The 22,073-nt window shown below is 60.9% G+C and carries 27 protein-coding genes and 3 tRNA genes; 12 read left to right on the top strand and 18 right to left on the bottom strand.

Annotated elements, in window-relative coordinates; all coding sequences use genetic code 11:
• Nucleotides 1–61: 61 nt before the first annotated feature.
• The 7 genes from rplJ to E9677_RS13130 all read right to left on the bottom strand — a co-directional run bounded on the left by rplJ (nt 62) and on the right by E9677_RS13130 (nt 3,958).
• Nucleotides 62–580, bottom strand: coding sequence for a 50S ribosomal protein L10 (gene rplJ, locus E9677_RS13100; protein WP_136558524.1), 519 nt, complete (start codon nt 578–580; stop codon nt 62–64).
• Nucleotides 581–915: 335 nt separating this feature from the next.
• Entirely contained in the window at nt 916–1,614 is a 699-nt protein-coding gene (rplA, locus tag E9677_RS13105; protein WP_136558525.1) for a 50S ribosomal protein L1, read from the bottom strand.
• Between the two features lie 2 nt (nt 1,615–1,616).
• Complete coding sequence (rplK, locus tag E9677_RS13110) at nt 1,617–2,048, bottom strand: 50S ribosomal protein L11 (protein ID WP_136558526.1); 432 nt, start codon at nt 2,046–2,048, stop codon at nt 1,617–1,619.
• A gap of 148 nt (nt 2,049–2,196) precedes the next feature.
• Nucleotides 2,197–2,727, bottom strand: coding sequence for a transcription termination/antitermination protein NusG (nusG, locus tag E9677_RS13115; RefSeq protein ID WP_136558527.1), 531 nt, complete (start codon nt 2,725–2,727; stop codon nt 2,197–2,199).
• Nucleotides 2,728–2,743: 16 nt separating this feature from the next.
• A complete protein-coding gene (gene secE / locus E9677_RS13120; protein ID WP_136558528.1) occupies nt 2,744–2,944 on the bottom strand; it encodes a preprotein translocase subunit SecE in 201 nt (66 codons plus the stop codon).
• Nucleotides 2,945–3,123: 179 nt separating this feature from the next.
• Nucleotides 3,124–3,199: transfer RNA gene (locus E9677_RS13125), tRNA-Trp, on the bottom strand.
• A 117-nt stretch (nt 3,200–3,316) separates the two neighbouring features.
• Nucleotides 3,317–3,958 carry a hypothetical protein gene (locus tag E9677_RS13130; RefSeq protein WP_136558529.1) on the bottom strand — a complete coding sequence of 214 codons (642 nt, stop codon included), beginning with the start codon at nt 3,956–3,958 and terminating at the stop codon, nt 3,317–3,319.
• Nucleotides 3,959–4,191: 233 nt separating this feature from the next.
• Between E9677_RS13130 and E9677_RS13135 the strand changes: the two genes are divergently transcribed.
• Entirely contained in the window at nt 4,192–4,566 is a 375-nt protein-coding gene (locus tag E9677_RS13135; RefSeq protein WP_136558530.1) for a pentapeptide repeat-containing protein, read from the top strand.
• 251 nt (nt 4,567–4,817) lie between these two features.
• On the opposite strand, the gene tuf is transcribed toward E9677_RS13135, so the two are convergent.
• The 3 genes from tuf to E9677_RS13150 all read right to left on the bottom strand — a co-directional run bounded on the left by tuf (nt 4,818) and on the right by E9677_RS13150 (nt 6,397).
• Nucleotides 4,818–5,993 carry an elongation factor Tu gene (gene tuf, locus E9677_RS13140; protein WP_136558518.1) on the bottom strand — a complete coding sequence of 392 codons (1,176 nt, stop codon included), beginning with the start codon at nt 5,991–5,993 and terminating at the stop codon, nt 4,818–4,820.
• A 224-nt stretch (nt 5,994–6,217) separates the two neighbouring features.
• Nucleotides 6,218–6,291 (bottom strand) — tRNA-Gly (locus E9677_RS13145).
• Nucleotides 6,292–6,312: 21 nt separating this feature from the next.
• Nucleotides 6,313–6,397 (bottom strand) — tRNA-Tyr (locus E9677_RS13150).
• A 206-nt stretch (nt 6,398–6,603) separates the two neighbouring features.
• Between E9677_RS13150 and rlmB the strand changes: the two genes are divergently transcribed.
• Genes rlmB through E9677_RS13165 form a run of 3 tightly spaced genes read left to right on the top strand, consistent with a single transcriptional unit; the run spans nt 6,604 to nt 9,529 of the window.
• On the top strand, nt 6,604–7,485 hold the full coding sequence (gene rlmB, locus E9677_RS13155; RefSeq protein ID WP_136558531.1) for a 23S rRNA (guanosine(2251)-2'-O)-methyltransferase RlmB: 882 nt from the start codon (nt 6,604–6,606) through the stop codon (nt 7,483–7,485).
• On the top strand, nt 7,485–8,276 hold the full coding sequence (locus E9677_RS13160; RefSeq protein ID WP_136558532.1) for an HAD-IIB family hydrolase: 792 nt from the start codon (nt 7,485–7,487) through the stop codon (nt 8,274–8,276). The genes rlmB and E9677_RS13160 overlap by 1 nt, the downstream gene beginning before the upstream one ends.
• Before the next feature lie 38 nt (nt 8,277–8,314).
• A complete protein-coding gene (locus E9677_RS13165; RefSeq protein ID WP_136558533.1) occupies nt 8,315–9,529 on the top strand; it encodes a glycosyltransferase family protein in 1,215 nt (404 codons plus the stop codon).
• Nucleotides 9,530–9,547: 18 nt separating this feature from the next.
• Here E9677_RS13165 and E9677_RS13170 read toward each other — a convergent pair whose 3' ends face one another.
• The 4 genes from E9677_RS13170 to E9677_RS13185 form a co-directional block, all read right to left on the bottom strand.
• Nucleotides 9,548–10,033: a hypothetical protein gene (locus E9677_RS13170; protein WP_136558534.1), complete on the bottom strand. Its 486-nt coding sequence runs from the start codon at nt 10,031–10,033 to the stop codon at nt 9,548–9,550.
• Between the two features lie 89 nt (nt 10,034–10,122).
• Nucleotides 10,123–11,097, bottom strand: a complete 975-nt coding sequence (locus tag E9677_RS13175; protein WP_136558535.1) for an MliC family protein — start codon at nt 11,095–11,097, stop codon at nt 10,123–10,125.
• 176 nt (nt 11,098–11,273) lie between these two features.
• A complete protein-coding gene (locus E9677_RS13180; RefSeq protein ID WP_136558536.1) occupies nt 11,274–12,518 on the bottom strand; it encodes a tyrosine-type recombinase/integrase in 1,245 nt (414 codons plus the stop codon).
• A complete protein-coding gene (locus tag E9677_RS13185) occupies nt 12,515–12,817 on the bottom strand; it encodes an Arc family DNA-binding protein (RefSeq protein WP_136558537.1) in 303 nt (100 codons plus the stop codon). Before E9677_RS13185 ends, E9677_RS13180 begins: the two co-directional genes overlap by 4 nt.
• Before the next feature lie 97 nt (nt 12,818–12,914).
• Here E9677_RS13185 and E9677_RS13190 point away from each other — a divergent pair, with 97 nt between their 5' ends.
• From E9677_RS13190 to E9677_RS13215, 6 genes are all read left to right on the top strand, one after another.
• A complete protein-coding gene (locus E9677_RS13190; RefSeq protein ID WP_136558538.1) occupies nt 12,915–13,109 on the top strand; it encodes a hypothetical protein in 195 nt (64 codons plus the stop codon).
• 160 nt (nt 13,110–13,269) lie between these two features.
• Nucleotides 13,270–14,184, top strand: a complete 915-nt coding sequence (locus tag E9677_RS13195) for a hypothetical protein (RefSeq protein ID WP_136558539.1) — start codon at nt 13,270–13,272, stop codon at nt 14,182–14,184.
• 31 nt (nt 14,185–14,215) lie between these two features.
• Nucleotides 14,216–14,449, top strand: a complete 234-nt coding sequence (locus E9677_RS13200) for a hypothetical protein (RefSeq protein ID WP_136558540.1) — start codon at nt 14,216–14,218, stop codon at nt 14,447–14,449.
• A 61-nt stretch (nt 14,450–14,510) separates the two neighbouring features.
• Nucleotides 14,511–17,201, top strand: a complete 2,691-nt coding sequence (locus tag E9677_RS13205) for a DUF3987 domain-containing protein (RefSeq protein ID WP_168801204.1) — start codon at nt 14,511–14,513, stop codon at nt 17,199–17,201.
• A 283-nt stretch (nt 17,202–17,484) separates the two neighbouring features.
• The gene (locus tag E9677_RS13210; protein WP_136558542.1) at nt 17,485–18,072 is read left to right on the top strand and encodes an HGGxSTG domain-containing protein; all 588 of its coding nucleotides are present in this window, start codon (nt 17,485–17,487) and stop codon (nt 18,070–18,072) included.
• A 1-nt stretch (nt 18,073) separates the two neighbouring features.
• Complete coding sequence (locus tag E9677_RS13215) at nt 18,074–18,394, top strand: hypothetical protein (protein WP_136558543.1); 321 nt, start codon at nt 18,074–18,076, stop codon at nt 18,392–18,394.
• A 21-nt stretch (nt 18,395–18,415) separates the two neighbouring features.
• On the opposite strand, the gene E9677_RS13220 is transcribed toward E9677_RS13215, so the two are convergent.
• The 4 genes from E9677_RS13220 to E9677_RS13235 all read right to left on the bottom strand — a co-directional run bounded on the left by E9677_RS13220 (nt 18,416) and on the right by E9677_RS13235 (nt 20,553).
• Complete coding sequence (locus E9677_RS13220; protein WP_136558544.1) at nt 18,416–19,078, bottom strand: hypothetical protein; 663 nt, start codon at nt 19,076–19,078, stop codon at nt 18,416–18,418.
• A 65-nt stretch (nt 19,079–19,143) separates the two neighbouring features.
• Nucleotides 19,144–19,530: a hypothetical protein gene (locus E9677_RS13225; protein ID WP_136558545.1), complete on the bottom strand. Its 387-nt coding sequence runs from the start codon at nt 19,528–19,530 to the stop codon at nt 19,144–19,146.
• Between the two features lie 103 nt (nt 19,531–19,633).
• On the bottom strand, nt 19,634–20,278 hold the full coding sequence (locus tag E9677_RS13230) for a recombinase family protein (protein ID WP_136558546.1): 645 nt from the start codon (nt 20,276–20,278) through the stop codon (nt 19,634–19,636).
• Nucleotides 20,279–20,328: 50 nt separating this feature from the next.
• Complete coding sequence (locus E9677_RS13235; RefSeq protein WP_136558547.1) at nt 20,329–20,553, bottom strand: hypothetical protein; 225 nt, start codon at nt 20,551–20,553, stop codon at nt 20,329–20,331.
• Nucleotides 20,554–21,030: 477 nt separating this feature from the next.
• Between E9677_RS13235 and E9677_RS13240 the strand changes: the two genes are divergently transcribed.
• Complete coding sequence (locus E9677_RS13240; protein WP_168801205.1) at nt 21,031–21,609, top strand: hypothetical protein; 579 nt, start codon at nt 21,031–21,033, stop codon at nt 21,607–21,609.
• Nucleotides 21,610–21,616: 7 nt separating this feature from the next.
• Complete coding sequence (locus E9677_RS13245) at nt 21,617–22,060, top strand: dual specificity protein phosphatase family protein (RefSeq protein WP_136558549.1); 444 nt, start codon at nt 21,617–21,619, stop codon at nt 22,058–22,060.
• Nucleotides 22,061–22,073 lie beyond the last annotated feature (13 nt).

Below are 22,073 nucleotides of genomic sequence, written 5' to 3' on the forward strand. Positions count from 1 at the left end.
CTTCCTTATAGATGTTCGGTTCGAAACGAACGGGTTAGGGTATGAACAGCGAAAAACCGCCTTACGCGGCTTCGTCCTTCTTTGCATAGGCCGCAAACACGCGAGCAAGCTGAGCTGCCGGTGCTGCCACAACGCCTGCGATGCGGGTTGCCGGGGTCTGAATCATACCCAGCAGCTTTGCACGCAGTTCGTCCAGCGAAGGCAGGGTCGCAAGCGACTTGACTGCATCTGCGGACAAGGTGGTTGTTCCCATGGCGCCGCCCAAAACAACGATCTTGTCGTTGGTCTTGGCGAAATCCATGACGACCTTCGGAGCCACAATCGGATCAGTGCTGAATGCAATCAGCGTCTGGCCCTTGAAGAGATCGGTGATCCCTTCGGCTTCCGTGCCCTGAAGAGCGATCTTGGCCAGGCGGTTCTTCGCGACTTTGACGGTGCCGCCAGCAGCGCGCATCTTCGAACGAAAATCGTTCATCTGCGCAACCGTGACACCAGCATAGTGGGCCACAACAACCGAACCGGAAGCCTTGAAGACTTCGTTCAGTTCTGTGACGAATTCGCGTTTTTCCGCTCTTTCCACTGTCTGTCTCCAGTTGATGGGACCGCAATCCTGCAGGCCCCACCGGGTTTGCCTTTGCCTCAGGGGATCCATTTCGAGATCCCAAGCGACGCTTGAGGATCCTGTCCCCTCCGGTCGGAAGTGTTTCCAACCAAAAGGCGAATAAGGCTCGAACCGAACTTCAAGACGTCATCAGACGTTTAAATACCGGATCTCACCCGTCTCATGCAGGCAGATATTAAGGCCTTTCAGCCGCCCACAATCTCGGACAGGAGTGCCTGGGTTTGACGCCAGGCATTTCCGGCCCCGAAAGGCCGAAAATGGGTTGGACCGGAGCGCGAGGCTCCGGTCGAATCTTATGCGACGGTGACCGTCGACGGCTCGATGCGCACGCCCGGACCCATGGTCGAGGAGAGAGCAACGCGCTTCAGGTAGTTGCCCTTGGCGCCAGCCGGCTTAGCCTTGATGACGGCGTCAGCGAAGGCCTTGATGTTTTCTTCGAGCGCCTTGGCGTCGAAGGAAGCCTTGCCGATGCCGGCATGGATGATACCAGCCTTCTCGACGCGGAACTCGACAGCGCCGCCCTTGGATGCCTTGACAGCTCCGGCGACGTCCATGGTGACCGTACCGACCTTCGGGTTCGGCATCATGCCACGCGGGCCGAGAACCTTACCGAGGCGACCGACGAGCGGCATCATGTCCGGGGTGGCGATGCAGCGATCGAAATCGATCTTGCCGCCCTGGACGATTTCCAGCAGGTCTTCCGCGCCAACGATGTCTGCACCAGCAGCCTTGGCTTCGTCAGCCTTGGCGCCACGTGCGAAGACAGCAACGCGAACGTCACGGCCGGTGCCGTTCGGCAGGTTGACCACGCCGCGGACCATCTGGTCTGCGTGACGCGGATCGACGCCGAGATTCATGGCGATTTCAACGGTTTCGTCGAACTTCGCGGTGGCGCGCTCCTTGACCAGAGCGATTGCATCCGAAAGGGCAATCAGCTTGGTAGGATCGATGCCTTCGCGGCTCTTCTGGATACGCTTTGCAACCTTAGCCATGATCAAGCCACCACTTCCAGGCCCATGGAGCGGGCAGAGCCCTCAACCATCAGCATTGCGCCATCGAGGTCGGCTGCGTTCAGATCCTTCATCTTGCCTTCGGCAATTGCGCGGACCTGCGCCTTGGTGATCGTACCGACCTTCGCACCCTTGCCCGGCGTCTTCGAGCCGGAGGTGATCTTTGCTTCCTTCTTCAGCCAGTAGGTGACCGGCGGCTGCTTCATTGCGAAGGTGAAGGACTTGTCCTGGTAATAGGTGATGACGACCGGGATCGGCATACCCTTTTCCATTTCCTGCGTGGCGGCATTGAACGCCTTGCAGAATTCCATGATGTTGATGCCGCGCTGACCAAGAGCCGGGCCGATCGGCGGGGACGGGTTTGCCGATCCTGCCTTGACCTGGAGCTTGAGCTGGCCTGCAATTTTCTTAGCCATTACTCTCTGCCTTTCATTTCAGACCGGTTGCCCGATCCAGTATGCCAGCGCTTGGCTGGCGGCTGCGGTTGCGTGGTACGTCTGGACGGTCCGGCTTAGCGACCGCCATCCTCCCACGCGGGTCGGGGAGTTGCCTCCCCTCGTGCAATCAGACCTTTTCGACCTGACTGTATTCGAGCTCGACAGGCGTCGCGCGACCGAAGATCGAAACTTCGACCTTGAGGCGCGTGCGCTCCTCGTCCACATCCTGGACGATGCCGTTGAAGGAGGCGAAGGGACCGTCGGAGACGCGAACCTGTTCGCCGATCTCGAAGGATACGGAGGACTTCGGACGCTCGACGCCTTCCTGGACCTGGCCCAGGATGCGCTCAGCCTCGAAATCAGGGATCGGAACCGGCTTGTTGTCGGAACCGAGGAAACCCGTAACCTTCGGGGTATTCTTGATCAGGTGGTAGGCTTCGTCTGTCAGGTTCGCCCGCACCAGCACATAGCCGGGGAAGAACTTGCGTTCGCTGTCCACCTTGCGGCCGCGACGGACCTCGACGACCTTTTCGGTCGGAACGAGGATCCGTTCGAAGAGATGCTCAAGACCCTTCTGACGGGCCTTGTGCTCGATGTCTTCCGCGACCTTCTTTTCGAAATTCGAATACGCGTGGACGATATACCAACGTGCCGCCATGTTCGTCTCCGCCCGATTAATTGCCGACGCTCAGCACGAGGCTGAGCAACCAGCTGATGAGCTGGTCAGCGCCGAAGAAAAACAGCGCAGCGAAAAACACCATCGCCAGGACCATGAGCGTCGAAATCACGGTCTCGCGGCGCGATGGCCACGTTACCTTGTTCGTCTCAGAGCGTACCTGCTGCAGAAACGCGAATGGATTACCCTTGGATGCCATTTATTGCCCACGCATTTACGGCGCGTAAAGCCGACCTTCGTCAGCCCCACGCACCGCGTGTCTGTTTGAACCCTACATAGAGAGCGATTCCCCTTTTCACAAGAGGAATCTTCTCCAGCACTCTTTCGGCTTTGCCAGATCTTTTTGCTCGTCGCAGCCCTAAGGCGCGCCGGGCGACTTGGCAGGGGCAGCCGGGCTTGAACCGACGACCTGCGGTTTTGGAGACCGCCGCTCTACCAACTGAGCTATACCCCTAAGCCTTACATCGGCAGAAACGCTCCCGTCCGATGCATGGAGCACCCTTTAAGGCGGGCGCGCCGGATTGGCAAGTGTCTTTTTTCTGCTTTTCCCCAAAGCCGTCAATGGCATCGCTCACCACTGCCGCTCGAAGCGCGCATTGATACGGGCAGCCGGCTCGTGGGCGAGATCGGACAGGATCGCCTTGAGGCTGACACCCAAGGGCAGACGCTTCTCCAGCCCGAGCTCAGCCCGGAACGGCGCTCTGTTGTCCATCACGATCCCACCGGTTACGGCGGCATCGATGTCGGTGAAGGCCAGGCGAACTTCCTGCCTCGCGACGAAGGCGGCATCTCCGTCGGCACGGCGGCCGGCCTCCAATGCACGGTTGAGGGAGAGCGCCGCTGGGCCGTGATCCATGACGGCGCGTGATTGGCGGAGTGCTGCCCGTGCGGCGCCAGCGGCCGGGTCGAGCGCAAGGCCGAGTGAAGTGGGCGCGACATCGCTTTCGCGAACAGTCACCTCACCCCATAGCCGAAGCGGCGGGCGAACGGTGCCGGGATCGGTCCGCGTCGACACGCGCAGGGTCGATTCGGCGCCGAACCGCGGGCGGCCGGGCATGTCGAGCGCGAGGCCCGTGCGAATCGCCATGTCGGTCGCCGAGCCGGTGGCGCTCCAAACAAGGGGCCCCTCCTGCGCTCCGCCTAAGGCCGGATGGAGCGCGAGCGAGATCAGCAGGGATAGGCGCAATGCGGCAGCATGTGATTTCTGAGCCATCGGCTGCGGGTCCGGTGCTAGCGGCGCAGTTCTCGCCACGCCTGGCGAATCAGGATGGTTGCAAACGTAACTCGCCTGCGCGGGAAGCAGAAGAACTACCCGCGCATGGGAGCCATGCGGCCGGCCCGTCAGGGATTTCCCGACAGGAAAACCACTGACAGGGGCATTTTCCTGCCGCTTGCCACTTTCCTTGCTTTGCCTGATACTCCCCAAGGCTCCCGCGGAGGACAGACATGATCCGTATCAGCAATGCCGCCCTGCCCGGCTCGGAATTCGACGATAGCGACCTGACAGAGTCCCGCTTCACCGACGTCTCGCTGAAAGAGGCCGTGTTCAGCAATGTCGACCTCGGGCGCTGCCTGATCACCGACGCCAATGCCGACCAGATGGTGGTGCGCAATGTGGCGATGAATGCCGCGGTGATGGAGAATGTCGTCATGCATGCCGCCAGCGTCACCCATGTCGACCTGAACGGCAGCACGATCCGCTTTGCGAGCCTCGCCGACACCTCGATCGCCGAATGCGACCTCACCGGCATGACGATCAACGGCTATCTCGTGACCGATCTCCTGCGGCTGGCCGAAGAGCAATTTCTCGAGCGGGCGTGAGCTCCCCTCACCCGTCAGACGAGATCGGCCACATCAGACCCGCGCCCTCGGTGGCGCCATCATCATTAGGAACAGTGGGTAGCGTTGAACGCCACTTCTGAAGCACGAAAGATAGTGAGTGGGATCGAACGACCACTATCCAGGTTTCAGCTGCCTGGATTTGCGCCGCGCTGTCTTGCATCTTGATCCCCAAACGCAAAAGGCCTCGCTGTTTCCAGCGAGGCCCTCTCATCTACCCTTTCGGGAGACGATTACTCGATGATCGAGGCGACGATGCCGGCGCCGACGGTGCGGCCGCCTTCGCGGATCGCGAAGCGCAGCTTTTCTTCCATCGCGATCGGAACGATCAGCTCAACCTGAACCGTGACGTTGTCGCCCGGCATAACCATTTCCGTGCCTTCCGGAAGCGACACGATACCGGTCACGTCCGTCGTGCGGAAGTAGAACTGCGGACGATAGTTGGTGAAGAACGGCGTATGACGGCCGCCTTCTTCCTTCGTCAGGATGTAGGCTTCTGCCATGAACTTCTTGTGCGGCTTGACCGAACCCGGCTTGCAGAGAACCTGGCCACGCTCCACGTCGTCGCGCTGGATACCACGAACGAGCGCACCGATGTTGTCGCCAGCCTGGCCCTGATCGAGCAGCTTGCGGAACATTTCAACGCCGGTAACCGTCGTCTTCTTGGTGTCGCGGATGCCGACGAATTCGACTTCTTCGCCAACCTTGACGATACCACGCTCGACGCGGCCGGTCACAACCGTACCACGACCAGAGATCGAGAACACGTCTTCGATCGGCATCAGGAAGGGCTGGTCGATCGGACGCTCAGGCGTCGGGATGTAGGCGTCAACGGCAGCCATCAGCTCGCGAACGGCGTCCTCGCCGATCTTCTTGTCGCTGTCGTTGAGGGCGGCCAGAGCCGAACCCTTGACGAACGGGATGTCGTCGCCGGGGAAGTCGTAGGACGACAGGAGTTCGCGAACTTCGAGTTCGACGAGTTCCAGAAGTTCTGCGTCGTCGACCTGGTCGACCTTGTTCAGGAACACGACGATCGCGGGAACGCCAACCTGACGGGCGAGCAGGATGTGCTCGCGGGTCTGCGGCATCGGGCCGTCGGCAGCCGAGCAAACCAGGATCGCGCCGTCCATCTGCGCAGCACCCGTGATCATGTTCTTGACGTAGTCGGCGTGGCCGGGGCAGTCAACGTGGGCGTAGTGACGGTTGGCCGTCTCATACTCGACGTGTGCCGTCGAGATGGTGATGCCACGGGCCTTTTCTTCCGGAGCGGCGTCGATCTGATCGTAGGCCTTGAATTCACCGAAGTACTTGGTGATCGCTGCCGTCAGAGACGTCTTGCCGTGGTCGACGTGGCCGATCGTGCCGATGTTGACGTGCGGCTTGTTGCGCTCAAACTTACTCTTTGCCATTTGAATGCTTCCTGTGAACGAAACGGGGTTGCCCCGGCGAACCGGTTTGGTCCCGCCGTTTAAGGCTTTCATGCGCAATGCGCAAGCGTTAAATAATCCGCCTTCCGGCGCCCGGAAGGCTCGGTTTTCACAGCCGAAATCGCAGCCAGGACAAAGGCCCTGTCGTTGCGGAAGGCACGGCATGAAAATCGTACTAAATCTGCGACTTAAGATAGGAAGATGTTTGGAGCGGGTAACGGGAATCGAACCCGTGTATTCAGCTTGGAAGGCTGCTGCTCTACCATTGAGCTATACCCGCATATTCAGATCCGAGGACGAATGGTGGAGAGAGTTGGATTTGAACCAACGTAGGCTGAGCCAACGGATTTACAGTCCGTCCCCTTTAACCACTCGGGCATCTCTCCATTCTTTCGTCCGGATCTGGCGACCAAGCTTTGTAGTCCAGACCAGAGTGCGTCGCCCCCTGATCTGCGGCGGGTATATGACGGCCCAACCGGCTCATGTCAACACGCCCATTGACGAAAAATTCCGAAAAGTTTCATGGGCAAGACACATATGTGATTTTCCAGCCGGGTCTATGCCGCCCCCCTGCCCGACGCTATAAGGGCGCATGGCCAAAGATCCGAAAATAGACAAAACCGCCCGTGACACCCATTATGCGACGCTGCGCCGACAGGTGCGCGATGCCAGGCGTGAAAGGGGCGAAATCCCGACGCCGGAGGCGCAGAAGCCGCGCAAGAGCAATGCCGGCTGGACGCCGCCGAAGCTCGCGCCAGAGCAGGTCCTGCTCTACGGACTGCATACCGTGCGTGCCGCACTCGACAATTCCGAACGCAAGCTGATCAAGCTTTCGGCGACGCAAAATGCGCTGGTCAGGCTCGAAATCGCATCTGTGGAAAACCTCGGCATTCCCTTTGAAACGGTGACCCCGCAGGACCTCGACAAGATCCTGGGCCCCGAAGCGATCCACCAGGGCGTCATGCTGGAGACCCGGCCACTTCCCCCGCGCAGGCTCGAAGCGCTGAAGGACAGCCCGCTGATCCTGGTGCTCGACCAGGTCACCGATCCGCATAATGTCGGGGCGATCATGCGCTCGGCCGTCGCTTTTGATGCCGGCGCCGTTATCACCACGCAGCGGCACAGCCCGACGGAGTCGGGCGTGATGGCGAAATCGGCTTCCGGCGCGCTGGAACTCATCCCCTATATCCAGGTGACCAACCTCGCTGATGCGCTCAGCGAATTGCACAAGCTCGGCTTCTTCTCGGTCGGCCTCGATTCGGATGGGCCGGCACCGATGGAAGGTACACTCAGCGGAGACCGGATCGCGCTGGTGCTCGGCGCCGAGGGCAAGGGGCTCAGGCAAAAGACGCGCGAGACGGTGTCGGCTCTCGCCCGCCTCGACATGCCGGGTGCGATCAAGTCGCTCAACGTCTCAAATGCCGCCGCCATCGCCCTCTACGCCTCGCGCCAGCATCTGGCGACCAAGGGCTGATGAGGCTCGTCTTCACTGATCTCGACGGAACGCTGCTCGACCATGACAGCTATTCCTTCGAGGCGGCACGGCCGGCGCTCGACCTCTTGAAGGAGCGCGGTATTCCGGTGATCCTCGCTAGCAGCAAGACGGAAGCCGAGATGCGTCCGATCGCCGAGGCGATCGGGATTTCTCATCCGATGATCGTCGAAAACGGGGCCGGCATCGTCGGGCTCCCTTCGCAAGCGCTCGTGGCCGAGGGGGTTTCTTCGAGTTCTTACAATCGCCTGCGGGCACTTCTTAGGGAATTACCTAAGGAGCTCGCCGCCTGTTTCGCAGGCTTTGGCGACTGGGACGTGGAAGAGGTCTCCAGGCAGACGGGCCTCCCCCATTCTTCCGCCGCGCTTGCACGCCAGCGGCGGTTTTCAGAGCCCGGTCTCTTCACCGGGACCGACGTGCAGAAACAGGTGTTTCTCGACTTGCTCGATCCGCGTGGCTTCACCGCCGTCCAGGGCGGACGCTTCTTTACGTTGATGCCGAAGACCTCCAAGGCCGAACGCATGGCCGAGGTGGTCGCGCATTATCAGCGGAGCGCGGGAGAGCCTGTCCGCACCGTCGCGCTCGGCGATGCGCCCAACGACCTCGCCATGCTGGAAGCCGCCGATTGCGGCATCATCATAGCCAATCCTGCGCATACGCCCCTGCCCGGCACGGAGCGGGAAAGACAGGGGGCTATCCTGCGCTCGAAACAGGCCGGCCCTGAGGGCTGGAACATCATGATCCACCAACTCGTTGCCACGGGGTTTCTCTGAGCCGGCCGCAACCGGCTCCATCACGAAAGGATTTTGACATGGCGGATTTTCATCAGAACGGCGTTGTCGCGACCCTGCACAATCTCAGGGAACGCTCGCAGGAACGAATGGAGAAGGAGCTCTCGGTCTTTTCCGCCTCACGCCCGATCACGCTGATCCTGCCGTCGCTCTATTCCGAACTGGAAGCGCCTGCCCTCGAGCACATCGTCTCCGAACTCTCCCAGGTCCCTTATATTTCGGAGATCGTCATCGGGCTCGACCAGGCCGACGAAAAGCAATTCCGCCTCGCGAAAGACTATTTCTCGCGCCTGCCGCAGAAGCACACCATCCTGTGGCACGACGGGCCTCGGCTGAGGGCCATCGACGAGAAGCTGAAGGCCGAGAATCTGTCGCCCGACCAGCCGGGCAAAGGGAGAAACGTCTGGTTCTGCATGGGCTATGTGCTCGCCGGCCGACAGGCGGGCGTGGTCGCCCTGCATGACTGCGATATCGTCACCTATTCGCGCGACATGCTGACGAGGCTCGTCTATCCGGTTGCCAATCCGCGTTTCCCTTACGTCTTTTCCAAGGGCTACTACCCGCGCATCGCCGATCGGTCGCTGAATGGCCGCGTGACGCGGCTGCTGGTGACCCCGCTGCTACTCAGCCTCGAAAAGGTCGTCGGGCATCATCCCTATATCGACTACCTCAAGGCCTTCCGCTATCCACTCGCCGGCGAATTCGCCATGCAGACGCAGATCCTCTCCGACATCCGCATTCCCTCAGACTGGGGGCTGGAGATCGGCGTCTTGTCGGAGCTGTGGCGCAATTATTCAGTTCAGACGATCTGCCAGGTCGATATCGCCGACGCCTATGATCACAAGCACCAGCCGCTGTCCCCGGAGGACGCGGCCAAGGGTCTGTCACGCATGTCGATCGACATCACCAAGGCGCTCTACCGCAAGCTCGCGACCGACGGCGTGGTGTTCAGCCAGGACGCCTTCCGGACGCTGAAGGCCACCTACTACCGGACAGCCCTCGACCTCGTCGAAACCTACTACCACGACGCGCGGATGAACGGGCTGACCACCGACCGGCACCGCGAGGAGCAGGCGGTCGAACTCTTCGCCGCCAACCTGATCGAAGCAGGCCAGGTCTATCTAGACAAGCCGAATGCGACGCCCTTCATGCCGAGCTGGAACCGGGTCCAGAGCGCGCTTCCCGATCTCTTGCGCGACATTCAGGAAGCCGTGCGGCTCGACGCGGCGGACTGAGCCTCCGCGTTCCCGCGATCAGATCGCCATGGGCGTCGCCCGGCGGGTCAGCCGGTAGCCTGCGGCGATGAAGCCGAGCAACAGCAGACCTTGCGCGACGGCGAACGGCGGTTCCGTTCCCGTCGGCGCCAGAACGTTGAGCGGCCCGACCTTCTGGAAGGCCTGGACGATCAGGACGAAGGTATTGAGATAAAGCGCGGCCAGGGCCGTGAGCAGGAAGGCCAATCGCCAGCGCCCGACGAGATGCTTTCGGTAAAGCGCAAACACGGCGACGGCCAGCACCACGGTCGAGATGATCCCGAAGCCGATGGCGGGCGTGAAGACGCTGAAGGGGAACAGAAACCCCGTCAGTGTCGTGGCAATCGTGGTGACGAGGAAAACTGCGGTCCAGCCGGAACGCAGATGCCCACCGAGCCAGCCGCCGAGGGCGACGAAACCGGCGGCGATGCCGATCAGGCTGAGGACCACATGAAAGAGTGTGAAAGGCGACATACCGAAGATCATGAGACTATCCCCCATGGCAGTTGCACGATCTCAGTAAGCTCTCCTTTTTGACTTTTGTCGAATCGACACCCGCCGGCAGGCCATGACCCTCACATCGTCGGGCGGCAGGTGAGATCACCCTCAACGGCAATGAAGGACGTGCCGTTTGCCGAAAGCTTGCGCTCGACCGGATAATCGATGACGCTCGGCCAGGCTTCGATGTCCTTCGCGGCATTCGGATCGGCATCGATGGCGGGTTGGTAGGCCGCCCGACAATCGGGCATCGGGCGATCAGCGGCGAGGCCGAGCGCATCGCGGATCGAGGCCGCGCAGCTTTCGGGTGCTGCGACCAGCGAGCATGGCGCCACAAAAGTTCGGCGGTAGCGCAGGGTCAGTTCCTCGCCGACCAGGGCCAGGGCGGAAAACTCGCCGGCCACAACATCGTCCATGAGGCGCATGCCGGTGCGGGCATCATAGACGACGAAGGGCAAACCACCGTTCCAACCGTCCGCGCCTCTGAAGAAGGCGTAAGGACCGACGGCACCCCAGATGTAACCGGCGCTTGCGTCCTCTATTTTGCGGTCGAGCGTGGGGTTGAGCTGGCATGGCCCCTCGGACGAGGCGATGTAGAGACCGGCCGCGCCTTTTTCGCCGAGGTCGAGTTCCTTTAGGGCGAAGTTGGGATAACGCAGGCAGGTGAGCTTTCCCTTTCGGTCCAAGCCGGTGTCTTTCTCGGCAAGCTCAACCTCGGCGCGTGTCGCCCGGTCGAACTGGCCGGTGACCTCGCCGGCATTGCGACAGGTGACCGGCGCCATGCGGCCGATTGCGAATTGCAGTTCCTCGCCCTTGCCGCGCAGCTCGTAACGACCGTTGGAATACCAGAAACCGCTGGCGGCCGGCTGTTGCGGGAGGGAGAGCTTCACGCCGTCGGGAAGCGTGACGTCCGCCGCCTGTTCGCTGAAAGTGACGGTCAGGGCCGTGCCATCGTCACAGGCATATTTGATGTCGGCGGCCCGGCTAGTCTCGGGAAGGATCAGAACGGCAGTCGCGGCCAGTGCAAGGCCGGCCAAAATCGGTACGCGCATCGGGTCTCCCTCGGCTGTCGGCAGACCATGCCAAACAACTGCCCGAAAGGACAATGGCAAAATAGTTACATGTGAAGAGAAGTGGTGCCCCCGGCAGGGTTCGAACCCGCGACCCCCTGATTACAAATCATGGATCATGCCCTTCGATACATAGGCTCTGGATATCCTTGTCGCACTCATGTCGCGCCACCCAGGACAATTTCCGCCGCGTTCGCCAGTTCTGCGCCGTCGTCGTCCCTCGGGAACAGGTGAGAATAGAGATCCATGGTGAGGGCGATGGTGGAATGGCCTAGGCGTTCCTGAACGATTTTGGGAGTGAGCCCCAAGCCGCCATCTTCGCGACGGTTGATCATGAAGGACGCGGCCCAATGCCGGAGGCAGTGAAGGCCCGAATACTTCGAGACCAGCACCGGCCGGCCTTTCTCGTCGGCCTCTCCGCTCTCCACCGTCACGCCGGCTTTGACCCAAAGCGGATGCAGGCCGCGCTTCAGCATATTGTTCAGGTTATCGACCTTGCCCGTCGCCGTTGGGAAAACCAGATCGAGGACCATCACCGGCTTTCCACCTGGATCCACCTTGCCGCTGTCGCGGCGTGGGCAGGCCAGTTTCCATTCTCTGAGCGCATTGATCACGATCGGCGGCACCGGCACCGTCCGTTCGCTCGATACCGACTTGGGATTGCCGATGTCGTTGAACCTGTCGGCGCGCTGATGCACCCGGACTTCGCGCCGGTCAAAATCGATGTCCTGCCAGCGCAGACCGCGAAGCTCGCTCGCCCGGAGCCCGGCAAAGGTCGCCGTGAGGATCAGCGGGCGCCACCGACCATCGGTAGCGGAGATCAGCGCCCTCACCTCTTCGCTTGTGGGAATGTCGATCCCGACTTTCAGCTTGCCCTTTTGGCGCTTCTGCTGGCGATCCGCCTTGCTGCCGCGCCGCGACTGCATTTCCCGCGCGGCGTTGCGGACCACAAGCCCGCGCTCTTGAGCGTCGGCGAGCATCGTGCCGAGCGATGTCATCACGCGCTTGATCATCGAGGCCGAGCGCCCGGCTTCTCTCAATTCGTCCTCATAGGCCCGGAGCCGAACCGTTGTCAGCGCGTTCAGGCGAAGATTGCCGAGGAATGGAACGATGTGCAGACGCAACGTCCGTTCATAGTCTTCGATCGACGATCGCTCCAGACCGGCGGAGCGCGTCGAGGCGATCCACAATTTACCCGCCGCTTCGACTGTGACCGTCTCGCGGTCGGCAACGTGGGTTCCTTGCTTGATCTCGACCGAGGCCGTTGCCGCGAAGGCGTCGGCGTCCTTCTTCAGCCGGAAGGTTTTAAGCCGTCGCTTTCCCGCCGCATCGGTGTAGCGGACGACCCATGTTGACTTCGTTTCGCCCTTCGGCGTTTTCCACTCGCGCTTGCTGATGCTCATTCCTGCGGCCGCCGTTCGAAGTAGGCGCCGACAAGCAGCAGCTCCCGAGCCTTGCCCACGTCGCCTTGATCCAGCGCCGCGACAGCGCGTGTGACGGCATCGCGAAGGCGGGCCTCATTGTCGAGCAGTAGATCAACGCGCCGGGAATAGTCCTGGCGACTGCCCTCGTTGAAGCTCAATTCGAGCCGGTCGACCATCTCGGCAGTCATACTGCGCCCGTTCTGAGCCGAGGCCTCTTCGACCTTGTTCTTCAACTCTTCCGGGATCCGCAACCGGAAATGAAGGTCTTCTCTAGCCATGCCACACCCTTGCCACACATAATGATTGACAACTATGCCGCACTAATGCCACACAATCAATGGCACACGAATGACACACCAGCCACGGAGAGCGAAAATGGCAGAGCAGAAAGATCAGCTCGATTTGATTTGGGGCGTCGGCCCTATCGGCCGGGAGATCGGGCGCACCTACAAGCAGACCTATCACATGATCCAATGCGGCTACCTGCCGGCGGTTAAGCAGGTCGGGGGTCGGTATGTCGCCAGCCGGCGGAAACTGATCGAATTCTTCATGAAAGAAGCAGCCGCCTAGACGGCCCGGCGGACTAGCCCACAGTTTACTGAGACGACCACACCTCAACACTCCCGGAGATGAACTGGATGGAAAACGACTGACGTGGGCGTGGTGCCCGCGAGAGCAGAGGTGCAACCATGCAGTATTTACCATCCACCAATCTGAGCCCGGTGCAGCAATGACCGGCGCGCAGAGAAGCAGCGGTAGCTATTTCAAGCCGCATCCCAAAAGCCGGCAGGCTTTCCTCGAAGAATGCGTGCTGATCTGGTGCGCTGGCGACGCTGACAAATCTCCTCACTGCGACGATCCCGCTTTGATGGACGCATTGAAGGCCGAGATCCGCAACAATGTGGCATCCCGATTGGGATCGGCCCCTCCCGAAACGATCGATTACTTTGCTGGCGTGGAGCTCGCAGCTTTCCGAAGCCAAGAGGTCGCCCGCTACTATTCGAACAAGCTAGACGAACTGCTGGCGCCGCGTCCGAAGAAAGGTAATCGGCGGCGCGAAGTCCCGGCGCACTTGCCGCTGAGACCGAGCCGCACGGTCATCACTTTCGTGGCCGCAGGCATCAAGGGCCAGAACCCTACGGCGTCAAGGAACGCCATCTATTCCATGACGGCCGATCATCTGCGTGACGGCATTCCGAAGTCTGAAGCCAACCGCCGTCTAAGTATCAAGAACGTTCGCGATGCGGTCGAAAGCCACGGCCTATTCGATGACATCGAAACCATCGCTGCCCGGCATCGGCGCGAGTTTGACCGTGTGCGGATCAAGGGAATGCCCCATGTGTGGGACTGCGGCGTCTATGACTGGATGGTCTTGGGGCGCAGGCTGGCCCGGATGCTCGACAAGGAAGACGGGTACATGTGGCCGGTTCTGTTCGAGAAGCTCATTGCCTGGCCTATGGGGTCATTCGAACGCTGCTACGCAAAGGCCAGAGCTGGCAAGCGCTTCGCCGGCCTGTACGGGGCTGACCTCGCCCGAGCGATCCACGCTGCGCTCGATCTGCGGGCCTGGGTGCTTCGAGACCTGGATGCGTCGACTGCTCACAGCCCCAAAACCGGGACTAGAACTGCGAGCTCCGCAGACTGAACCTCATCGTTCGCAGAACAGGAGACGACCCATGCGCTCAATCAGCACATTGCCACCCATCGAGTTCATCACGGTCCGGGAAGCCGTGGCCCGTTCCGGCTGGTCTGCCGGCCACATTCGCAGCCTTGCCCAATGCGGCAAGCTCGAAAGCGACCGCAGCGAAGGCCGAATACTCATTGATGCGGAATGCCTCGCGATCCTGCTCAGGGCGCGGGCAGCAAGCAAACCGAGACCGCTACTGCGGCTCGTGGTCAACAACGCATAGCCCAGAAAAAGCAAACCCGAGCGCCTGGCAGGGCGTCTCGGGTCTATTGAAAGCAGGTACAATGAACATAGCAGAAGCCATCGAAAATCGCAATGCGCCGTTGCGGTCGCAGGGCAAGGGGCCATCATGGGAAACGAGCAAAGCCAGCGCCCTCGCGCCATCTAAACGGTCGCAAGCCGGCGCAACTGCGGCTGAATTCTTGCGAGGCTATGACCTGACAGGCTGGCATGCTGTCGTCAGGATCAACCCCGAAACCGGCTTCACCAAGGGCAAAACCTTCGCGCCCGGTTCCTGGGGTGAGATAGCTGCCTACATTGACGAGTGGGACGGCAAAGAGAACCTGTATTTTTCGGTGAACTCTCCGAAGCCCAACAGCGCCGACGGAAAGCTGTCAAAGGACGATATCGCCTTTATCCGCGCCGTGTTCGTGGACAAAGACCCCGACAAATCGCTTCCATTCCCCGAGGCGCGCACCGAGCTAGAGCAGTACGTCCCGCATGTGCTGAAGCATAGCATGCGGCCGAGTATCACCCTCGACAGCGGCGGCGGCTTTCAGTTTCTTTGGAAGCTGGCCGAAAAGCTCGACGCCGCGACCTTTCAGAAAGCGGTTGAAGAGCAAGGGCGGGGCCTCGCGGCTCTGTTCGTTGGCGACAGCGTGCAGAATATCGATCGCATTCTGAGATTGCCGGGGACGCAGAATATACCCGACGCCAAAAAGCGAGCTCGTGGGCGAACAACGGTATTGATCGCTAGGGTGGTGGATACCCACGAAGCGACATTTACGCTCGACCGTCTTGCGGCATATGCGCCTCCGCTTCAGAAGCCGGAGCGAGAGGCCGACACGGATAAGCTCGTGTCTGAGGCTTCGGCAGAGATCGACATGGGCCTCGCTCGTGCGTCGGTCTATTACACCGATCTGCCCGACGAATTGCGCAGCAAGTTCGAAAGGGCTCTGAATCAACACCCTCGACTGAAAGATATCTGGAACGGCGACGCCAGTTCTCTGTACGGTCCCGACAGCAGCAAATCCGGTTTTCGCTTCAGCTTGGCGAAGGGCCTGGGCTACTGCGCGGATGTCCAATTCACAGCCCAAGACTTCGCTGATCTCATCCACGTGTGGGACCAGCAGAACGATGCCCTCGACGACATCACCAAATACAAGCTTTCGCGGGATTGGGGCCGCGGCGCCGCGCCGATCATTGCTGAGCGGACGGGCTACTTCGAGGAAGTTCGGGAAAGCACTTCAGACTGGCCGGACCCGCTCGACATCTTTGGCGATGAAGACCCTATGGATTTGGGCAGCTTGCCCGATGATGCGCTGCCGCCGATCATCGATCGGTTCGCCCAATCCGAAGCCCGACGCAAGGGCGTCCCCCTCGCCTTTGCCGCATCAGCCGCGATCGGCGTCACAGCCGCCGCAATTGGGGCCTCGCTGCGCATTCAGGTCAAGCAGCGGGACACTGGCTGGACCGAGCCCGCATCGTTGTGGCTCGCGCTTGTTGCTGATCCGGGGCGAGTAAAGACACCGACGATCGGTGCGGCAACCCGACCGCTTCAGGAGATCGACAGCGAGTTCTATCGGAAGTTCAAGGCGCGCCGCGACATCTGGACCGCTCAGGCCCAAGCCCACAAGAAGGGCAAGGGCGCACCCCCGCCGGGTGACGCGCCGATCGTGCGCCGCATCGCGGTCGATGACGTGACCTTCGAAATGCAAGCCCGCATTCACGCGGATAACCCGCGCGGATTGCTCCGCACCCCCGACGAGTTGATGGGCTTCTTCGGCAGCTTCGGAGCATACAAGGCCAGCGGCGACGGAGATCGGACCCAGATGCTGCGGCTTTTCGATGGTGGCTCGATCATGCTCGATCGTGTCGGCGCTGGCTCGATCCGCGCTGAGCAGGCCCTGATGGGCATTGTGGCCGGTACGCAACCGGAGAAGATCGCGAAGGCCGTTCGGGACCTGGGCGCGGACGGCATGTTGCAGCGGTTCCTGTTCGTCCTGGACGATGGCAAGGCCCGCAAGAGCGTCGATGAAGCGCCCGACGAGAGAGCCGCCGCCGGCTATCGCGCCCTTCTTCGGGAACTGGCAACAGCCGAATACAGCAATGCGCCGGCGGTGCGGATGGATGAGGCCGCGCAGGAGCTGTTCAACGAGACCGCCGAGAACATCGACGGGCTGAAAGGCGTCGTCGGAATGCCGCTCGCCTGGCAGGGGCATATCCAGAAGTGGGGCAAGTTCCTGCCGCGGCTGGTTCTGACGTTTCACTGCATCGATATGTTCGCGCTCTATGGCTGCATAGATCCCACAGCCACGATTGACAGAATGTCCGTCGAGCGCGCCGGCAACTTCGCCCGGTTCCTGCTTCGCCACTCGATGACGTTCTATCGGCAGTATTTCGATCTCGGGCAGGACGTCGAAGAAAGCCAATGGTTCGCGGGCTACCTGCTGACACATCCCGAGGTGAGCAGCGTCGATCACCGAACGCTTTACGACGCGCGGAAGAGCTTGCGGGGAGATGCCAATCGGCGGCTCCGTGCTCGCATCCTGAAGGATCTCGAAAGCGTTGGCTGGCTCAGGACCGCCGAACAAGGAACGGACGGCCCAGCCCGTTGCAGCGTCAATCCCACGATCCACGCCCGGTTTGCAGCCCGCGCTGAGTGGGAGCGTAGGGACAGAGAGACTAAGCGGGCGGCTATCGAGAAGTCCGCTCAGGCTAAAAACTGGCTGACGGACGAAACGTCCGGAAAATAGGAGACATTTAACATGACCAGACAGGGTTTTGCGGCAAATGCGGCTTGTGTGCGCGGTATAGAAATTGCTTTTCCTCCTTCTTCTTCACTCTTCATTCCCGCAAGTCCCTTGGGAACTAATTGGAGATGTAAAGATCTAACCGCGCGCGCAAGCCGCAATTGCCGCAGCGTTTCGAGGGCGGTTTGGTCTGGACATTTTGTCGGCTGGCTCTGTGGCGCGATCCGTTCAGGACGCTCAGGCCGCGATAATCCATGGAACCGCTTCCAGAAACAGGGGGCGGGAAATGGCTGAGCGCACACCGAGGCAAAAAGCTTGGGCAAGCCATGGGCTCAAAGAAGTCGGTCGCGCCGTGCTTCGCCGCTTCAATTCCGAGATCCGCCCGCACCTACCGAAGTGCAACGGAACAAGCCGATCGACTGGCGAGCCGTGCAGAAACCTGGCGGTCCCCGGAAAGCAGAAATGTCGTTGGCATGGTGGTGCCGTCCCGTCCGGTGACGACTGGCACAAGATGCAATACCCCGCCGCGACCTCGAAGGACTGGCAACGCAAGCTGAATGAAAAGCTCAAGCGAGCCGAACGAAATCGCCGCAGGAGGGAACGGCGCCTGGAGAAGATGTCTCCCGAAGCTCGCGCCAAACACCAAGAATGGCAGCGCACTCATAAGCCTGGGGCAAAGGCTGAGCGGCAGCGGAGACGCGCCGACCGCAAAGCCGCAGAGGAATTTAAGGTATTGGCTGAACAGCCCGAGCGTATCGCTTCGCCGGAACTGGCGGCACTACAAGCGCAAGCGGCCTATCTGGAGGCCGAGCGCGATCGATACCGGGCCTTGGCCCAGGCAGAACGGCAACCGACAACAGGGGCTTTCGATTAAGATGACAGTCGAGCACGATGACGAAGACGCGGCCCGCATGCGGGCGATCAGAAAACTACGCAGCCGCGGCCTGGAGGTGGCAATAGATGCCTTGATCGATCTGGCCTCTGATAAGTCGGCGCCGGCCAACAGCCGAGCCGCCGCAGCGAGCGCATTGGCGCGAGGAAACGGGCTCTATGGGACCACGAGCAACGAGCCGCGCAAAGCACTTCACGAGATGAGCGCTGAGGAACTGAAGCGGGAAGCTGACGAGATCGAGCGCGAACGGCGTGAATTCCTCGCGCTGATGGAAGCCGGGGCCGAGGGCAGCGTTTTCGAATGAGAGTGGCGGTTGCTGCCTCCTTCAGATCTTCGAGCTCTTCAGCTTGTCGGTGCCGGTCCAGGCCGCACCGCCACCTCTTCCCACACTTTCAACCCAACCACCTTCCCGCAAATGCAGCATTAAGGCGCGTAGGGCCAGCCGCTTCATCTTAGGTACTAGCGGGCTGAGGTCCTTCAATTGCATCGGTTCACTTCGGCCAATCGCCTTGAGTATCTTTCGAGCATCCGCCGACTTGTGAAGGTCTGCTATCCGCTCCATTCGCGCCGCTCGGGTCCTGGCGTGATAGCGTTCGGTTGGCGTCGGTGTGGTCAGTTGCGAAAGCCCCGGTGTTTCCAGCGGCGCAGGCTGCGCGGATTCACCGATGGCTTTGATCGGTGCGCGCATCTGCGCAACGCGCTCTCGCACCACGCTGTGCGGCTGGTATCCAGCCCAGGAAGCTCGGTGCTTGCGGCGTTTGCCTTCCCGTATCTCAACCAGCCATGAGCGATTTGGGTCAGTTTCGGGAGAGTGAATGCCGCCGAAGACGTGATCGAGGACATCTAGAGCTGCACTCGACGCCGATTTGTCACTTGGGATGTTGTCTGCGGCCGAAAGGGCGTCGGCGAGGCTCAAAGTGTAAATGCTGAGCGCCCGCGCTTTTCCTTCTGTATCGAGGCCCGGTCGCGAATAGGCGTCTTGCAGCATCACCTGCACCCCACATGTCACAAGGGCTATGAACTCTTCGCGCTTCGCCTGTTCTGCGTCGAGATCTATGCGCCGAGCCACTGCAAACCCGTTGCAAGCCATGGCTTCAGCAAAAGACCCGCGACGGCTGCCAGCACCGCCAAACCGATGGCGGCTGATGGGCCAAACAGTTCGAACTTCAGTTCATCGCGAAAGCCCGCTGAGGGCCGCGTGTCCATGATCTTTGACGCGACCTCGTCACGGGCCGCTACGGCGCCGAGGATGGTATCAGCGAGCTCGCCGGCAAGCCGTTCGACCAGTATCAGAGCAGCCGAGAACGCAAGGGCGAAGGGTGCGGGGATGGCGGCCCAGATCACACAATGGGCAAGGAAAGCCAGTCCTACATAAACGACGCCACGCGCCTGGCGTGACGCGATCGTGTTCGAGACCAGATTATCGGGCATGTGGGCCATAGCAGACGCCTTTCCAGGTTGTGGCGCTGCTGCAAAATGCCCTTGTGGGCGCGTTTCGTCAATCAACGCGCCCGGAACAGGGTAAAAGGCGTTGAGGCAGAGGCTACAGGCCCCACTCGCTCAGGTTCTTATCAGCCGCAGCGGGATCGGACCGGATCCGCATAACTGTTTGCCGCGTCAGTCCGGTTTCGTCGGCGATTGCCGTTACCCCCGCGTCTTCTGCCAGCATCTCGATCACTCTCGCCAGTGTCTTTCGATCGAAACTCGGCTTTCGGCCCCGGTACACCTTCGTTCGCTGCGCGGCTTCCGCCTTGGCATGCTCAATTCCGGCCTTCTGGGCTATCTTGAGCGCTTCCGCCTGCGCTTGGGCCGACGCAGCCATGAAGGCAATCATTGCGTCCCTGACAGCCATCTGCATGGGGTCTTTCGTCGACCCGTCAAAGGTCAGGCCGTTGATCACGGTCTTGATCACGACCCCTTGGGCCATGAATTCGCGGATCGTCTCTGTCACGTCCGCATAGTTTCGCCCGAGCCGATCCACCCAGCGGACCACGAGAATATCACCGTCCCGCAGCATATCGAAAAGCCTTCGCCCTTCGGGCCGATCCCGCATTTTTACGTTCACACCTGAAACGCCGTGATCGGCAACGACGCGGTCAAAGACAAAGCCCGCCTTCTCGGCTTGGGTCTGCTGATGGTCGAGGGTCTGCTCGGTGGTGGAGACTCGGCAATATAGAACTGTCTTCATGATGAATTGGCCGGCTCGCGCCGGCCCTCCTTGGTTGAAATGGATATGGCTCACATCACCCCGACGCAATAGGCGTCGGCGTATTCGGCATGGTTGCGCAGGAAGGCCGCTGTAGCTTCGCGAAGGCGCGGCCACTGGCAGTGCATCCAAATGGCTTCGATCTCTCCCAGAGCGTCCTTTGTGGTCGCCAGATCGCCCGATGCGATCGTCTCGCGCACTTCGTGCTGGAGCATGGCGAATTCACGGAGCATGTGTTCAGCATGGGCAATGTTCATAGCGTCTCTCCTTAGTACGCTTGGGTTATGACCGTATATAATCATGACCGTTGACCGTATGTCAACCCGTACGTACGCAAAAAGTGACCGAAAATGCATTTCCGCTACGGTATGCCCTAGCGGACGCCATGAGGCGGCTCTGATAGCATTGGAGCGCCACGGATGGCCGCGAACGTAGCAGCGTCCACGCCGCGCCGCTGCCACCCGGCACCCCCGGTCACACCCCTGCCCCATACTCGCCCGCGCATCTGCCCCCCACCGGGCCGCGTCCCGACAAATTTGCCTTTTCGTGGAAGTTTGGACCTCTCAAACCGCCGCACTGTGCTGGCTTCGGAAGCTGTTTTCTGCTACCTTCGTGTCGCTGGTAAACCGCGAAAATCGAGCAGTCGCATCGCCGCCCGTCTCGGGCTCTCGTCAATCGAACAAAACCCGTCAGCACCCCGCCGACGCGCCAGTTCGTGACCATGCGATGCAGCCATGCGCCCCTTTGATCCCGCCGAACCCTTCGCAGTATTCCTCCGGAAACGGAGGGGTAGATCAGTCAGTCAGCACAGCCGAAACTCCGACAACATCAACGTCGAAGCAGGTAACGTCGTGAACCCCATCGAAGCGAACCGAATAGCAAGGCTAGCCGCAAAGCATCTCAGGGATGCTGTGGACATCTTCGGCAACCCGTCGCATGAACTGCGGCAGGGCCTCGGCAGCCTCCTTTTGCTGGCGTCGAAGCATGAGCACTATCAGCCCGACACAGGCCCGACGCATGATCTCCTAGCCGCCGTTTACGAAGGGCTTGGCGGGGCGATCTCTTCGCTCAGAGACGATGTGAGCATTGCGGACCTGGAAGCGGGCATGTTCGCAGCGGCCAGGCTCGCGCGGGACATCGACGCGGGAGACCTCGACGGCGATCGTCAATCAGATGACAGGTGCAAGGTCCGTATCCTGACCCTTCAGCTTCGCGCCGCCGAATATCGGGGCGAGATCGAAACCCGGCGCATGAGGGCGCAATGGTCGGCTAAGCAGAAGCCGGCAGCCACTCAACCGGCCTTCTATGGGTGATCGCGCTATGACCAACGGAAACACCCACCTCGAAATCGCAGTCTCAAAGCTCAGCAGCGCAGCAGAGGGCAAGAACGTCTTGCTTCATTGCGCCGAAGGCCTGAACGCGCTGATCGCAGCCGCAAGCTTGGGCGGGCTCGATCCGGCCCTCTCTGCGGATGCTCAGCGGCTCTTGTTCGCAGCCGCCCCGCAGGTCGCCGACGAAACCGCCGGCAGGCTCGCAGCCGAGCATATCTTTCACTCCCTGGGATGCGCCAATGCGACCCTGACCTGCACGGATCTTGACCGCTTCGTGTGGCTGCTCGCAACGGCCCGCGTTCTGGAAAGCGAGCTTCGAGCCCTGCACCTTCGGGATCTCGTCGTGGCCTCATCTCAGCTCGATCTGGCCCACGCTCTCTGCAGAAATCCATTGGCTGCCGTGTTCCATCCCGAACCGATGACGGCACACTGAAGGAACCGAAACC

Source organism: Peteryoungia rhizophila (assembly GCF_004912145.1).
In the GTDB taxonomy this organism is placed as follows: domain Bacteria; phylum Pseudomonadota; class Alphaproteobacteria; order Rhizobiales; family Rhizobiaceae; genus Allorhizobium; species Allorhizobium rhizophilum.